This window comes from Shinella sp. WSJ-2 (genome assembly GCF_003432075.1).
Classification (GTDB): domain Bacteria; phylum Pseudomonadota; class Alphaproteobacteria; order Rhizobiales; family Rhizobiaceae; genus Shinella.
On sequence record NZ_QWBU01000003.1, the window covers coordinates 226,892 to 242,414 of the forward strand.

Genomic DNA, 15,523 nt, shown 5'->3' on the forward strand with positions numbered 1-15,523 from the left:
CTTACTGGTTGCGGATCCGGCCTTCGACAAGGTCGAGCACGGCATTGGCCGCATCGAGCACATTGGTGCCGGGGCCGAAGACGGCGGCCACGCCGTTTTCGATGAGGAAATCGTAGTCCTGCCGCGGAATGACGCCGCCGACCACCACGACGACGTTCTCCGCCCCGCGCTCGCGCAGCGATGCGACCAGCGCCGGCGCCAGCGTCTTGTGGCCAGCGGCGAGCGAGGACATGCCGACGACCTGCACCTTCTCGGCGACGGCAAGCTCCGCCGCCTCGTCGGGCGTCTGGAAGAGTGGCCCCATCAGCACCTCGAAGCCAAGATCGCCGAAGGCTGAGGCGATCACCTTCGCCCCGCGGTCATGACCGTCCTGGCCGAGCTTGGCCACCATGATCTTCGGCCGCGCCTTGTGCGCAGCGATGCGGCCGGTGAGCGTCCTGAATTCCGGATCGTCGCCATAGGCGGGGCCGTAGATATCGCCCACCACCTCGGGCAGGGCCGCATGGTCGCCGAAGGCGCGGCGCATGGCATCGGAAATCTCGCCCACGGTGGCGCGCGCCCGTGCGGCGGCGACGGCGGCTTCGAGAAGATTGCCTTCGCCGGTCTTGGCGACGGTTTCCAGCGCGCCGAGCGCCGCGTCAACCGCCTTGCCGTCGCGGCGGCGGCGGATGTCCTCCAGCCGCTTGATTTGCGATGCGCGCACGGCGCTGTTGTCGATCTCCAGAATGTCGATCGGCTGCTCGTCCTCCAGCCGATATTTGTTGACCCCGACGACTACCTCGTCGCCGCGATCAACGGCGGCCTGCCGGCGGGTGGCGGCCTCCTCGATCAGGCGCTTCGGCAGTCCCTCGATGACGGCCTTCGTCATGCCGCCCAGCGCCTCGACTTCCTCGATCAGCGCCCAGGCCTTTTCCGCCAGCTCGCTGGTGAGGCTTTCGACATAGTAGGAGCCGGCGAGGGGATCGACGACCTTGGTCACGCCGGTCTCGTGCTGGAGGATCAGCTGCGTGTTGCGCGCGATCCGGGCGGAAAATTCCGTCGGCAGCGCGATCGCCTCGTCGAAGGAGTTGGTGTGCAGCGACTGCGTGCCACCGAGTGCGGCCGACATCGCCTCGAAGGCGGTGCGCACGATGTTGTTGTAGGGATCCTGTTCCTGCAGCGAGACGCCGGAGGTCTGGCAATGGGTGCGCAGCATGCGCGACGAGGCCTTCTTCGGCTGGAACTCGTCCATCACGCGGTCCCACAGCAGGCGGGCGGCGCGGAGCTTCGCCGCCTCCATGAAGAAGTTCATGCCGATCGCGAAGAAGAAAGAGAGGCGGCCGGCGAAATCGTCGACATTCAAACCCTTGTTTATGGCGGCGCGGACATATTCGCGCCCGTCGGCGATGGTGAAGGCGAGTTCCTGCACCAGCGTCGCGCCGGCCTCCTGCATGTGGTAGCCGGAGATCGAGATGGAGTTGAACTTCGGCATCTCGCGTGCCGTGTATTCGATGATGTCGGCGATGATCCGCATCGAGGGCTGCGGCGGGTAGATATAGGTGTTGCGGACCATGAACTCCTTGAGGATGTCGTTCTGGATGGTCCCGGACAGGTTTTCGCGCGCAACACCTTGCTCTTCGCCGGCGACGATGAAATTGGCGAGGATCGGGATGACCGCGCCGTTCATCGTCATGGAGACGGAGACCTTCTCCAGCGGAATGTTGGAGAACAGGATCTTCATGTCCTCGACGCTGTCGATGGCCACTCCCGCCTTGCCGACATCGCCGACGACGCGCGGATGATCGCTGTCATAGCCGCGATGGGTGGCAAGGTCGAAGGCGACGGAGACGCCCTGCTGGCCGGCGGCGAGCGCCTTGCGGTAAAAGGCGTTGGAGGCCTCGGCCGTCGAGAAGCCGGCATATTGCCGGATCGTCCAGGGGCGGCCGGCATACATGGTGGCGCGCGGTCCGCGCACGAAGGGGGCAAAGCCCGGCAGCGAGCCGAGATGGTCGATGCCGGCTACGTCGTCAGCAGTATAGACGGGCTTGACGGCGATGCCCTCAGGCGTCTGCCAGGTCAGCGTTTCCGGGCTGGCGCGCAGTTCCTTCTCGGCGAGCGCCTCCCAGTCCTTCAGCGTCTTGTCGGCCATCATTCGAACTCCAGGATCGTTTCATCCACCGCAAGACTTTGCCCGACCTTGACGGCGAGGCGCTTGACGGTGCCGCGGCGCTCGGCCCGCATCATGTTTTCCATCTTCATCGCCTCGATCGTCGCGAGCGCCTGACCCGCCTCGACGACATCGCCTTCGGCAACAAGAAGCGCGGTGACGACGCCGGGCATCGGGCAGAGCAGCAGTTTCGACGTATCCGGCGGCGCCTTCTTCGGCATGAGGCGGGCAAGGGCTGCGACACGCGGCGCACGCACATGCACCTTCACATCCATGCCATGCCAGCGCAGGCGGATCGCCGGGCCGGCAAGGTCCACCTTCACGCCCAGTCGTTCCCCCGCGACGGTGAAGACGGCATGGCGGCGGCCGGGCATCCAGTCGCTTTCCACGGAAAGCGTCTCGCCGGTCTCGAAATGGATGGAAACGCCGCCATCCCGGTTTTCCAGCGTCACCGCATGCTCGCCATCGGCAAGGCTTGCAACCCATTGTTTGCCGACGACGCGGCGGTGATTGCCGATCGTGCCGGAAATCTGCGCGGCGCGCTCCTGCACGGCCTGCTGCACGACGGCGGCGACGGCGGCAAGCTTAAGGGCCGACGCGGCATCCGGCGCGACGCCGTGGAAACCGTCCGGAAACTCCTCGGCGATGAAGGCGGTGGTGAGCCGTCCGGCCCTGAAGCGCTCATGGCCCATCACGGCGGAGAGGAAGGGCAGGTTGTGGCCGATGCCTTCGACCTCGAAATCGTCGAGCGCCGTCGCCATGGCATCGATGGCGGCAAGCCGCGCCGGTGCCCAGGTGCAGAGTTTGGCGACCATCGGGTCATAATACATCGAGATTTCGCCGCCCTCGAAGACGCCGGTATCGTTGCGCACGATGGTGCCGTCGGCCTGCGCGCCTTCCACCGGCGGACGGTAGCGGGCGAGGCGGCCGATCGACGGCAGGAAGTTGCGGTAGGGGTCTTCCGCATAGAGCCGGCTTTCGATCGCCCAGCCGTTGAGCTTTACGTCGCCCTGCCCGAAAGACAGGCGTTCACCGGCGGCGACGCGGATCATCTGCTCGACGAGGTCGATGCCGGTGATCAGCTCCGTCACCGGATGCTCCACCTGCAGGCGCGTGTTCATCTCGAGGAAGTAGAAATTCCTGTCGCCATCGACGATGAATTCCACCGTGCCGGCGGAATGGTAGCCGACCGCTTTGGAGAGCGCCACGGCCTGCTCGCCCATGGCCTTGCGCGTTGCGGGGTCGAGGAAGGGCGAGGGGGCCTCCTCGACGACCTTCTGGTTGCGCCGCTGGATCGAGCATTCCCGCTCGCCGAGATAGAGGGTCGTGCCGTGCTTGTCGCCCAGCACCTGGATTTCGATATGGCGCGGCTGCGTCACGAATTTTTCGATGAAGATGCGGTCGTCGCCGAAGGAGCTCTTCGCCTCGTTCTTTGAGGCCTGAAAGCCCTCGCGCGCCTCCGCATCGTTCCAGGCGATGCGCATGCCCTTGCCGCCGCCGCCGGCAGAGGCCTTGATCATCACGGGATAGCGGATCTGGCCGGCGATCTTCACCGCCTCGTCGGCATCCTCGATCAGGCCCATATGGCCAGGCACGGTGGAAACGCCGGCTTCGGCGGCGAGCTTCTTGGAGGTGATCTTGTCGCCCATCGCCTTGATGGCGCCGACCGGCGGGCCGATGAAGGCGACGCCTTCCTTCTCCAGCGCCTCGGCGAAGGCGGCGTTTTCCGAGAGGAAGCCGTAGCCGGGATGCACGGCATCCGCCCCCGTCTTGCGGATCGCCTCGATGATCTTCTCGATGACGATATAGGACTGCGCCGAGGGTGCCGGGCCGATATGCACGGCCTCGTCGGCCATCTCGACATGCAGCGCTCCGCGGTCGGCATCGGAATAGACGGCGACGGTGGCGATGCCGAGCTTCTTCGCCGTCTTGATGACCCGGCAGGCGATTTCGCCGCGATTGGCGATGAGGATTTTCTTGAACATTCTTTTAAGGCCTTTGTCGCGTCGCTCAGAGCGGGATCGTGTCGTGCTTCTTCCAGCGCGTTTCCACCTGCTTGCCGCGCAGCGAAGCGAAGGCGCGGGCGATGCGGCGGCGCGAGGAATGCGGCATGATCACCTCGTCGATGAAGCCGCGTTCGGCGGCGACGAAGGGATTGGCGAAGCGCTCTTCATATTCTTTCGTGCGGGCGGCGATCTTTTCCGGGTCGCCGAGTTCCGAGCGATAGAGGATTTCCGTGGCGCCTTTGGCGCCCATCACCGCGATCTCGGCGGTCGGCCAGGCATAGTTGATGTCGGCGCCGATATGCTTGGAGGCCATGACGTCGTAGGCGCCGCCATAGGCCTTGCGGGTGATCAGCGTCACCATCGGCACGGTGGCCTGGCTATAGGCGAAGAGCAGTTTTGCGCCGTGCTTGATGACGCCGCCATATTCCTGTGCTGTGCCCGGCAGGAAGCCCGGCACGTCGACCAGCGTCAGGATCGGGATCGAGAAGGCATCGCAGAACCGCACGAAGCGGGCGGCCTTGCGCGAGCTGTCGATGTCGAGGCAGCCGGCCAGCACCATCGGCTGGTTGGCGACGACGCCGACCGTCTCACCCTCGATGCGCACGAAACCGATGACGATGTTCTTGGCGAAGGCCTCCTGGATCTCGAAGAAATCGCCCTCGTCGGCAATCGCGGTGATCAGTTCCTTCATGTCGTAGGGCTTGTTGGAACTGTCGGGTATCAGCGTGTCGAGCCGTTCTTCCAGCCGCGCCGGGTCGTCGTGGAACGGCCGGAGCGGCGGCTTCTGGCGATTGTTGAGCGGCAGGAAATCGAACAGCGCGCGAACCTGCTCCAGCGCCTCGATGTCGTTTTCGTAGGCCCCGTCGGCGACGGAGGATTTTTGCGTGTGGGTGCGCGCGCCGCCCAGCTCTTCCGCCGTGACGATCTCGTTGGTCACGGTCTTCACCACGTCGGGACCGGTGACGAACATGTAGGATGAGTCACGCACCATGAAGATGAAGTCGGTCATGGCGGGCGAATAGACCGCGCCGCCCGCGCAGGGACCCATGATCACGGAAATCTGTGGCACGACGCCGGATGCCTCCGCATTGCGCTTGAAGACCTCGGCATAGCCGGCCAGCGAATCCACGCCCTCCTGGATGCGCGCGCCGCCCGAGTCGTTGAGGCCGATCACCGGCGCACCGTTGCGGACGGCCATGTCCATGATCTTGCAGATCTTCCTGGCATGGGTCTCGGAGAGCGAGCCGCCGAGCACGGTAAAATCCTGGCTGAACACATAGACCTGCCGGCCGTTGATCGTGCCCCAGCCGGTGACGACGCCGTCGCCCGCGACCTTCTGCTCGGCCATGCCGAACTCGGTTGCCCGGTGGGTGACGTACATGTCGTATTCCTCGAAGGAACCCTCGTCGAGCAGCACGTCGAGGCGTTCGCGCGCCGTCAGCTTGCCCTTGGCATGCTGGGCATCGATGCGGCGCTGGCCGCCGCCGATCCGGGCCGCCTCGCGGCGGGCTTCGAGTTGGTCGAGAATTGCGTGCATCGCTTCGTCCGTATCCGGTTCAACAGGGGGCGTGAAAAATGCCCCGATCGATCATGCTTAGGCCCAATGGCGGCAGAAATGAACACTTGATCGGGTGCACATGCAAGCGTTACACATTTTGCAAATTAATTTTGCAAAGTTGCAAACATGGCGGCGAACAAGCTCTATATCGGCAGACGGGTGCGCGACCTGCGCCAGGCAAACCGCGCTACACAGGCGCAATTCGCCGAACGCCTCGGCATTTCGGTCTCCTATCTCAACCAGATCGAAAACAACCAGCGCCCGGTTTCGGCCGGCGTGCTCGTGGCGCTCGCCGAGAAATTCCGCATCGATCTCGCCGAACTCTCGGGCGGGGAGGGCGATCGGCTGGTTTCGGCGCTCTCGGAAACGCTGACGGACACGCTTTTCGACGGCTATTCGCCAAGCTTGCAGGAATTGAAGCTCGTTACCCAGAATGCGCCGGGTTTTGCGCATGCGCTGATCGCTGCACACCGCGCCTATCGCCACACATCCGAACAGCTCGCCAGCATCAACGACACGCTGGGCCGCAGCGCCGCCGCCGTAGAGGCGACGCCCTATGAGGAGGTGCGCGACTTCTTCCACTTCGTCGACAACTATATCGGCGATCTGGACCTCCTGGCCGAAAAGCTGGCGGCGGAGATCGGCATCGGCGACGCCGATCCCGGGCCTGTCTTGTCCAGCTATCTCGAACGGCAATATGGCGTGCGGATCACGCGCGCCGCGCAAAAAGACGATCTCGTGCGTGCCTATGATCCCAAAGCGCGGCTGCTCACGCTGAATTCCTATCTGCCCGCGCCGACGCGCCATTTCCAGATCGCGCTGCAGATCGCCCAGCTCCATGCAGAAACCATCGTTGATCGGGTTGCCGGCAGTGCCGGTTTCCGGACGGCCGAAGCCTACGAGATTTGCCGCATCGGCCTGCACAATTACTTCGCCGGGGCGTTGCTCCTGCCGTATCGCAAGTTCATGGAGGCGGCGCGCGAGGTGCGCCACGATCTCGACCTGCTCTCCGCCCGTTTCGGCGCGAGCCTCGAACAGGTCTGTCACCGGCTCTCGACGCTGCAACGCCCCGGCCAAAAAGGCGTCCCGATCTTCTTCGCCCGCATCGACCGGGCCGGCAACATCACCAAGCGCCACAGCGCGACCCGCCTGCAATTCGCCCGCTTCGGCGCGGCCTGTCCGCTGTGGAATGCCCACCAGGCTTTCGAGAGCCCGGGCCGGATATCCCGGCAGCTCGCCGAGACGCCGGATGGTGCGCGTTATCTCTGTCTCTCCATGCAGGTCTCGCGCGGCGGCCGTGGCTTTCGCCAGCCGCAGCAGCACTATGCGCTGGCATTGGGTTGCGAGATCTCCTACGCCGAAAACTTCGTCTATGCTGACGACATGGATCTCAGCAATGCGGACGCCTACGACCCGATCGGCATTTCCTGCCGCATCTGCGAGCGCACCCAATGCGCCAGCCGCGCCGTGCCGCCGCTCAAGGGCCATCTGGTGATCGAACACAACATGCGCCGTACGATCCCCTACTCAATCCGGCCGATGGGGGATGAGTGAGCGGCTAAACCGGTTGCAAGCGAGCAAGAGACGGCACCGGTGGTATCGTGTCGTTCAAGCAAGGTACCGTAAGGGAGAGTTCGGGAAAGTGTCAAAGCCATGAAGAACGAGGCTTTTAAGCTGGTCGGAGTGGAGTGATTCGAACACTCGACCCCCACGTCCCGAACGTGGTGCGCTACCAGACTGCGCTACACTCCGTGACCAGCGGCGCCTCTATAGAACAGGGTTTTGCCTTCGACAAGCGCAAAATATCAAAAAAATTCGCGATCTTGGGGAAAGTGCTGGTGCGCCGGGAAATTTTTCGTGCCGGGTGGAACCGCTTTGACGTTTCGCCGTTTGCCAGCGCATGGAACAGATCACCGCCGAGCTCTTCGGAAAAACCGAAATTCCTTATCCGGTCATGCTCTTGCGCATGACCGGGGCCATCATCGTCGGGGCCATCATCGGCGCGGAGCGGGAGTATCGGGATCAGGCGGCGGGCCTGCGCACCCATATCCTCGTGGCGCTGGCGGCCTGCGTTTTCGCGCTGCTTTCCATCGAAAGCGTGCATATGGCCGGTTTTGCCGACGAGCAGGTGCGCATCGATCCCCTGCGTGTCATCGAAGCCGTGACCTCCGGTGTGGCGTTTCTCGCCGCCGGCATGATCGTGTTTTCGCGCGGCGAGGTGCGAGGGCTGACAACGGGCGCGGGCATGTGGCTTGCCGGCGCGGTCGGGCTTGCGGTCGGGCTCGGCTACTGGTTCGTCGCGGTGTTTGCGACGCTGGCCTGCTTTATCGTGTTGTTCATTCTCGGAAAAATCCGGTTTGCCAAGCCGAGTTGCCATGAAAAGCACGCGGATAAACCTGAGTGACCTGAGCCGGCCCCTGCATCGCTGATCGAAATTCTGTTGCTTTACGAATAAATCGCGCCCTATACCGTCTTTCATCAAAGCCGCGCGTTAAACGTGCGCGCGGCTCCGTTTTCTGCCGAGTGTGGCGGAGCGGTCGAGGGGCCATCGCCGTTCGGACAAAGGCCTGATACGGCCGAACCTCCGGCGTCGAACTTTAAAGAGATATTCCCATGCGATCATCGGGCAAGTCCGGTGTGGACGAACTCAGAGCCGTGCTGAAGGCGAGCGCCGCAGGCTTTCTCGCCATCGGTCTATTCAGCTTCTTCGTGAACCTGCTCGTCCTGACCGGGCCGCTCTTCATGTTGCAGATCTACGACCGGGTGCTCGCTTCCCGCTCGGAGGCGACGCTGGTGGCGCTGACCGGCCTCATCATCGGGCTCTATCTCATTATGGGCGTGCTCGACCATCTGCGCAGCCGCATCGCAGCCCGCATCGGCGCGCGTTTTCAGGCCCGCTTCGACAAGCGTGTTTTCAACGCCGTGCTCGATCGCACCGCGCTGCACGCGCAGGGTGTTTCGACCGTCACCGGCATGCGCGATCTCGACGCCATCCAAAAGGTGTTGTCTTCGCCCGCCGTCTTCACGGCCTTCGACATCCCGTGGACACCGCTCTTCATCTTCGTCATTTTCACCTTCCATCCTTGGATGGGCATGCTCGGCGTCGTCGGCGGCCTCATCCTCGTGGCGCTCACCTGGCTCAACCAGAACGGCACGAAGGAAGACCAGGAGCGGGCGATGATCGCCGGCCGCCAGTCCGACGAAATGACCCAGACTTTGCAGAAGGAAAGCGACACGGTTCGCGCGCTGGGCATGCGCCGCTCCGTCGCCAGCCGCTGGCAGCTTTTGCGCGACAAGGCGCTGGAAGCCAACATCCACTATTCCGACAGCAACGGCTTCTACTCGATCGCTTCGAAGACCTTCCGCGTCTTCCTTCAGTCGGCGATCCTGGCGCTCGGCGCCTGGCTGGTGCTGAAGAACGAGATCACTGCCGGTGCGATGATCGCAAGCTCCATCATCATCGGCCGCGCGCTGGCCCCCATCGAGGGTGCTATCGGTCAGTGGGCGCTCATCCAGCGCGCCGTGCAGGGCTGGCGCCAACTTTCGGAGCTTCTGGGCCGTGTGCCGGAAGAGGATGCGCGCACTGCGCTGCCCAAGCCGCGCGCCATTCTCGATGTCGAGCAGGTCACGGTCGTGCCGCCGGGTGAGAAGGTCGCGACGGTGCGCATGCTGAGCCTCGAACTTCGCCCCGGCCAGGCGCTCGGCGTCATCGGCCAGAGCGCGTCGGGCAAGTCGACGCTGGCGCGCGTGCTGACCGGCATCTGGCCGCCCGCCGGCGGCAAGGTGCGCCTCGACGGCGCCTCGCTGGAGCAATACGGCACGGACGGTCTTGCCGACCATGTCGGCTACCTGCCGCAGGATGTCGTGCTGTTCGAAGGCACGATTGCCGAAAACATCGCCCGGATGGCACTCGATCCCGATCCGATGAAGGTGGTGGAAGCGGCCAAGAAGGCCGGTGCGCATGACATGATCCTGCGCCTGCCCGATGGCTACGACACCAAGTTGCCAGCCATGGGCGGCCGTCTCTCGGGCGGCCAGAAGCAGCGCGTCGGCCTCGCCCGCGCGCTCTATGGCGATCCTGTTCTGTTGGTGCTCGACGAGCCGAACTCCAATCTCGACGCCGAGGGCTCGATGGCACTCAATCTCGCCATCCGCAACATGAAGGCCGAGGGCAAGTCGATCGTCATCATGGCGCATCGCCCGGCGGCCATCGAAGAGTGCGAACTCATCCTCATCATGGAAAACGGCCAGCGCCTGGCCTTCGGTCCGCGCGACGACGTTCTGCGCGCGCATCTGCGCAACCACACGCAGGTCGTGGCCGGCACGGGCACCGGCGGCAGCAACAAGTAAGGACAGGACCATGGTTCGGGAAACAGGCTCCAGGGATAAGAAATGGAGCAGCCGCCGCTATGCGATCGCGGGCTATACGACCGTCTTTGTGCTGCTTGGCGGCATGGGCGCCTGGGCGGCGCTGACGCGCATCAACGGCGCGGTGGTCGCCGCCGGCATCATCGAGGTGGCCAGCAACCGCCAGGTCGTGCAGCACCTGACGGGTGGCGTGGTGGGCGAGATCCGCGTCAAGGAAGGCGACACGGTCAAGGTCGGCGACGTGCTGATGCGCCTTGACGACACCTTCGACCGATCGGAACTGACCGTCATCGAAGGTCAGCTCTTCAGCCTGCTGGGTACGGCCGCGCGGCTCCAGGCCGAACAGGACGACAAGAGCGAGATCACCTTCGATCCCGATCTCCTGAAAGCGGCCGCGACCAACCCGGAAGCCGCCGAAATCATCACCGGCCAGAAGCGGCTGATGGCGGCGCGCGCGGAAACCCGCGACAAGCAGGCCGCGCAGTTGCAGGAAAAGAAGGCGCAGATCGCCAAGCAGAACGAAGGTCTGCAAAGTCGCATCAAGGCGCTGGAAACGCAGGTCAGCCTCATCGGCAAGGAACTGGAGGCGCAAAACAAGCTGCTCGCCCAGTCGCTGACCAATGCCAGCCGCGTACTCGCCCTTCAGCGCGAAGAGGCGGAAATCCGCGGGACGATCAGCCAGGCGACGTCCAACATCGCCGAAAACACCGGCCGCGTCGCAGAAATCGAGATTGCCATCCTCAACATCCACTCGACGGTGCGCGAGGAAGCGACGACGTCGTTGCGCGAGATCGAGGCGAAGATCGCCGAGCTCAAGGAACGCCGCAACGCCAAGCTGGAAACGCTCGGCCGCATGGATATCACCGCGCCGATGTCGGGCGTCGTGCTCGGTATGCAGGTCCATGCGCTGCGCTCGGTCATTCGGCCGGCTGATCCGTTGCTCTACATCATCCCGCAGGAGCAGGACCTCGTCATCTCCACGCAGATCTCGCCGACGCAGATCGACCAGGTCCATGTCGGCCAGATGGCGCATATCCGCTTCGGCGCCTTCGACCACCGCTCGACGCCGGAAATCTTTGGCCATGTGACGAAGGTCGCCGCTGACGTACTCTCCGACCAGCGCACCGGCGCCACCTTCTACAAGGCGGAAATCAAGCCGGAGGCTGGGGAAATGGCCAAGCTCGGCGACAAGCACGTCATACCCGGCATGCCGGTCGAGACCTTCATCCAGACCTCGGAGCGCTCGCCGCTCGAATATCTGGTGAAGCCGCTCGCCGATTACTTCGCCAAGGCATTCCGCGAACGGTAAGCCACGCGGCAGCGCCAATATCGAAGAACAAAGGGCGCTGAGGCGCCCTTTGTCATGACTTGCTCATGGAACAAAACCACCCTTCGAGCATTCCTTTTCCAACAGTCAAAGGGAAAGGAAACTTCAATGGCTCGGGCTTTGATTCTCTGGTTGATGGGCGTTCCGCTCTTCGTCGTTCTGGCTCTGTGGTATTTCTTCTTCTGAGCAGCGTTCGACTTACCTGCCTGGTGCAGGACTATAGGAATTCGGTGAGGTGGCAGTGCCTGAGGCGCTGCCACTTTCGTTTGGGGAGAGGTCGACGAATTCGAGTCGGGCATTCCCGCCCTCGATGGAATAGCCCGTCACGCGGCAGGCACCCTTCTCTCGAATGGGGGCGGCACCGCTCAGCACGTAGCCGGGCAGGCTTGCCTCATAGCGGCCGGTGACAGCGTAGGGCGCCGGTTCGCAATTTTTCCGGAAGATATACGCGGTGCCTTTGACTGCGCCGCCCTTTTCGATTTCGCCGGCAAAGACGACAAAGCCGGGCTTTATGAATCCGCGAAGGCTCGGCTTCACCGAGCGATAGGTTATCGCGCCGCGCTCGTAGTCGACATCCATGCGGGAGCCGTTGTGGTCGAAATCCGCAGCCCGCGCGGCACCCACGCTGAAAAAGCAGAGCGCCATCGCTGCCATCGCATTCTTGCCGTTGCCCATCACCCTCTGTCAGCCCCCTGCTGTTCGGGCAAGGTGCGGCGACAGGCGTCGCCTGTCAATTCGAAACATGAAAAAGGATGCCGATCGGACGGCATCCTTTTGTTTACATGATATTTTCGAAGATTACTCGTCCAGATCCGCAAGAATCTCCGCTGCGCGGCCGGCGCTGGTATGGCGCACGTCCACGTCCTGGCGGCGGTTGGCGAAGAGTTCGGTCGCCATGATCTTTTCGGCGAGATCTGCCGGCAGAGAGAGCAACACGCGCTGGTCGTCCTTGTGGATGCCACCCAGTTCCGAGCGGCGGCCCGAGATCATGCCGCCGGCCACCGTGTTGTTGGTGTCGGGATCGATCAGGATGAAGGCACCTGTCGTGCGGTTCTGCTCGTAGGTGTCGAAGATCGCCTGTTCGTCGAAGGTGAGGTGCACCTTGCCGATGGCGTTCATGCCGAGCTTTTCCACCGAATTCCACTTGGAGGTTTTCAAGTCGAGCTGGCTGATCGGATCGACGGTGACGCGCTGACGGCGCGAGCCGCTCTTCAGCCAGTAGCGCTTGCCCGGCTCGATGCCCTCGGCCTGAAGAGCCACGAGCTGCGCGTCGAAGCCGCGGCCGGTCATCGGCTGGCTGTCGATGGCGACGATCATGTCGCCGCGCGACACGTCGACCTGGCGGTCGAGCACGAGCGTAATGGCATCGCCCGCGACGGCGGCGTTGCGCACGAGATCGAAGGTGACGATCTTGGTGACATTGGCGACCATGCCCGAGGGCAGGATGACGACCGAGTCACCTGGCTTCACCGAGCCGCCGGCAACCGTGCCCTGATAGCCGCGGAAGCTCTCACCCGGACGCGAGACGCGCTGCACGGGCAGGCGGAAGCCGACCGTCTGGTTGGAGCGAGTGGTGGCCTTTTCCAGCGTCTCGACCAGCGTCGGACCGTCATACCAGGGCATGGAGGCGCGGCCATCATAGACGACGTTTTCGCCCTTGAGCGCCGACATCGGGATGGCTGTGATCTGCTTGACGCCGAGCGTCAGTGCGAATTCCTTGAATTCGTGGACGATCTGCTCGAAGCCTGCGCGATCGTAATTCGTCAGGTCGATTTTGTTGACGGCCAGCACGAACTGGCGAATGCCCATCAGCGAAGCAATGGTGGCGTGGCGGCGGGTCTGTTCCAGAATGCCGGCGCGCGCATCGACGAGCAGCACGGCCAGATCGGCCGTTGAGGCGCCGGTCGCCATGTTACGGGTGTACTGCTCGTGGCCGGGCGTGTCGGCGACGATGAAGGAGCGGCGGTCCGTTGCGAAATAGCGATAGGCGACGTCGATGGTGATGCCCTGTTCGCGCTCGGCCTGGAGACCGTCGAGCAGCAGTGCGAAATCGGGCAGGCCGAGATCGTTCTGCTTGCCGGAACTGTCGCGCTGGAGGGTGGCGGCCTGGTCTTCCTTGACCGCCTTGGTGTCCCAGAGCAGGCGGCCGATCAGCGTCGACTTGCCGTCGTCGACCGAGCCGCAGGTGATGAGGCGAAGCGGGCGGGAGTCACGGATCGCTTTAGCCGTTTCGAGGGCCGGTTCTTCCACGGTGAAAACCTCGGCGGTTGCGGTGGCGGAAACGGTCATCTCAGAAATACCCTTCGCGTTTCTTCTTTTCCATGGAGCCTGACTGATCGCGGTCGATCGCGCGGCCCTGGCGTTCGGAGACGGTGGCCGTCTCCAGCTCGGCGATGATGTCGTCGAGTGTCGTGGCATTGGAGCGGATGGCGCCGGTCAGCGGGAAGCAGCCGAGCGTGCGGAAGCGGATGACGCCTTCCTGCTTGACTTCGCCGGGCAAGAGCTCGAGGCGAGGGTCCTCGGCCAGGATCATCATGCCGTCGCGTTCCACATAGGGGCGCTTCTCCGCGAAATAGAGCGGCACGATCGGAATGTCTTCGGCCTGGATGTAGCGCCAGATATCGACCTCGGTCCAGTTGGACAGCGGGAAGGCGCGAACGCTTTCGCCCTGGCGGATCATGCCGTTATAGACGTTCCACAGTTCCGGGCGCTGGTTGCGCGGATCCCAGCGATGGTCCGGCGTGCGGAAGGAGTAGATGCGCTCCTTGGCACGCGAGGCTTCCTCGTCGCGCCGCGCGCCACCGAAGGCCGCGTCATATTTGCCGGCGTCGAGCGCCTGGCGCAGCGCCTCGGTCTTCATGATGTCGGTATAGCGCGAGGAGCCGTGCGTGAACGGCGTGATGTTTTCCGCTTCGCCGCGCGGGTTCTTGTGCTCGATCAGGTCGAGATCGTAGTCCGCGACCATCTTGTCGCGGAAGGCGATCATCTCGGCGAACTTCCAGCCCGTGTTGACGTGCAGCAGCGGGAAGGGCACGCGGCCGGGATAGAAGGCCTTGCGCGCAAGGTGCAGCAGGACAGACGAGTCCTTGCCCACGGAGTAGAGCATCACCGGACGCTCGAATTCGGCCGCGACCTCGCGAAAAATGTGGATCGCTTCGTTTTCCAGCGCCTTCAGATGCGGATCGAGCGGCGGCTTGTGCGGTGCGTTCTGCTTCGCTTCCGCTTCGGGACGGGTATCGGACATGAAAACTCTTACTCCGGATGGGGTGCCTTGGGAGGGCTTGTTCTGGTCAGGCCGCGCTCGGGGCCGGGATGGTTGTGGCTTCAGCGACATGCAGGCCGCATTCGCGTTTCTCGTCGTTTTCCCACCACCAACGGCCGGCCCGTTCGGGCTCGCCCGGCTTGATGGCGCGCGTACAGGGCTCGCAGCCGATCGAGGGGTAGCCGCGATTGTGCATCGGATTCACCGGCACGGCGTTGTCGGCGACATAGGCCTTGATGCGCTCGATGTCCCAATCCGCCAGCGGATTGATCTTGATCAGGTTGCGATCGGCATCGAATTCGGCGAAGGGCGTGTCGGCGCGATTGCCGGACTGGCCACGGCGCAGGCCGGTGATCCAGAAGGATGCACCTTCGAGTGCGCGGGCAAGCGGCTTCAGCTTGCGCACGCCGCAACAGGCGTGGCGTGCTTCTACACTCTCATAGAAGCCGTTGAGGCCGTACTTCGCGGCATAAGCGTCGATATCGTCCTGTGCCGGCACATAGCGAGTGATGGTGATGCCGTATTGGCTCTCGGTCTCGTCGATGAGATCGACGGTCTCTTTGAAAAGGCGGCCGGTCTCCAGCGTCACGACGTCGACATCCAGGCGGTTCGTGCCGATTGCGGCGGTGATCACCTGATCCTCAATACCGAGGCTGGTCGTGAACACCGCGCGCCCGCCGAGCTCGGCCACGAGCGAAAGACGCTCTGCGAGGTCGAGATTGGCGAGCTTGTCATTGAGGGCCTGCGCGGTGCCGTTTCCGGTGAGAGCAGTCATTCTAATCCATAGCCTTTGCGAGAAGTTGCCGGATTATCGCAGCCTCGTCTTCGGGAAGACAGCAAAACGGATTTCCAAAGT

At 63.6% G+C, this 15,523-nt stretch carries 11 protein-coding genes and 1 tRNA gene; 4 read left to right on the forward strand and 8 right to left on the reverse strand.

What is annotated here, in order from left to right:
* Position 1 precedes the first annotated feature (1 nt).
* The 3 genes from scpA to D0Y60_RS08785 are packed head-to-tail and all read right to left on the reverse strand — an operon-like array spanning position 2 to position 5,689.
* Positions 2-2,128 carry a methylmalonyl-CoA mutase gene (gene scpA, locus D0Y60_RS08775; RefSeq protein ID WP_199564150.1) on the reverse strand — a complete coding sequence of 709 codons (2,127 nt, stop codon included), beginning with the start codon at positions 2,126-2,128 and terminating at the stop codon, positions 2-4.
* Positions 2,128-4,131 (reverse strand): acetyl/propionyl/methylcrotonyl-CoA carboxylase subunit alpha, encoded by a 2,004-nt coding sequence (locus D0Y60_RS08780; protein ID WP_117368875.1) that lies wholly within the window; start codon positions 4,129-4,131, stop codon positions 2,128-2,130. Before D0Y60_RS08780 ends, scpA begins: the two co-directional genes overlap by 1 nt.
* Positions 4,132-4,156: 25 nt before the next feature.
* The gene (locus D0Y60_RS08785) at positions 4,157-5,689 is read right to left on the reverse strand and encodes an acyl-CoA carboxylase subunit beta (RefSeq protein WP_117368877.1); all 1,533 of its coding nucleotides are present in this window, start codon (positions 5,687-5,689) and stop codon (positions 4,157-4,159) included.
* Positions 5,690-5,836: 147 nt separating this feature from the next.
* On the opposite strand from D0Y60_RS08785, the gene D0Y60_RS08790 reads away from it, so the two are divergent.
* Positions 5,837-7,264: a helix-turn-helix transcriptional regulator gene (locus D0Y60_RS08790; RefSeq protein ID WP_117368879.1), complete on the forward strand. Its 1,428-nt coding sequence runs from the start codon at positions 5,837-5,839 to the stop codon at positions 7,262-7,264.
* A gap of 121 nt (positions 7,265-7,385) precedes the next feature.
* Here the strand turns inward: D0Y60_RS08790 and D0Y60_RS08795 are convergent.
* Positions 7,386-7,462 (reverse strand) — tRNA-Pro (locus D0Y60_RS08795).
* Positions 7,463-7,610: 148 nt separating this feature from the next.
* Between D0Y60_RS08795 and D0Y60_RS08800 the strand changes: the two genes are divergently transcribed.
* The 3 genes from D0Y60_RS08800 (at position 7,611) to D0Y60_RS08810 (ending at position 11,387) form a co-directional block, all read left to right on the forward strand.
* Positions 7,611-8,114, forward strand: coding sequence for an MgtC/SapB family protein (locus D0Y60_RS08800; RefSeq protein WP_117368881.1), 504 nt, complete (start codon positions 7,611-7,613; stop codon positions 8,112-8,114).
* 209 nt (positions 8,115-8,323) lie between these two features.
* Positions 8,324-10,060: a type I secretion system permease/ATPase gene (locus tag D0Y60_RS08805; protein ID WP_117368883.1), complete on the forward strand. Its 1,737-nt coding sequence runs from the start codon at positions 8,324-8,326 to the stop codon at positions 10,058-10,060.
* Between the two features lie 10 nt (positions 10,061-10,070).
* Positions 10,071-11,387 (forward strand): HlyD family type I secretion periplasmic adaptor subunit, encoded by a 1,317-nt coding sequence (locus D0Y60_RS08810; protein ID WP_117368885.1) that lies wholly within the window; start codon positions 10,071-10,073, stop codon positions 11,385-11,387.
* Positions 11,388-11,603: 216 nt separating this feature from the next.
* On the opposite strand, the gene D0Y60_RS08815 is transcribed toward D0Y60_RS08810, so the two are convergent.
* The 4 genes from D0Y60_RS08815 to D0Y60_RS08830 all read right to left on the reverse strand — a co-directional run bounded on the left by D0Y60_RS08815 (position 11,604) and on the right by D0Y60_RS08830 (position 15,442).
* Entirely contained in the window at positions 11,604-12,080 is a 477-nt protein-coding gene (locus tag D0Y60_RS08815; protein WP_117368887.1) for a hypothetical protein, read from the reverse strand.
* A 123-nt stretch (positions 12,081-12,203) separates the two neighbouring features.
* A complete protein-coding gene (gene cysN, locus D0Y60_RS08820) occupies positions 12,204-13,694 on the reverse strand; it encodes a sulfate adenylyltransferase subunit CysN (protein WP_117368889.1) in 1,491 nt (496 codons plus the stop codon).
* Between the two features lies 1 nt (position 13,695).
* Complete coding sequence (gene cysD / locus D0Y60_RS08825) at positions 13,696-14,649, reverse strand: sulfate adenylyltransferase subunit CysD (RefSeq protein ID WP_117368891.1); 954 nt, start codon at positions 14,647-14,649, stop codon at positions 13,696-13,698.
* A gap of 46 nt (positions 14,650-14,695) precedes the next feature.
* The gene (locus tag D0Y60_RS08830; protein ID WP_117368893.1) at positions 14,696-15,442 is read right to left on the reverse strand and encodes a phosphoadenylyl-sulfate reductase; all 747 of its coding nucleotides are present in this window, start codon (positions 15,440-15,442) and stop codon (positions 14,696-14,698) included.
* Positions 15,443-15,523: the final 81 nt, after the last annotated feature.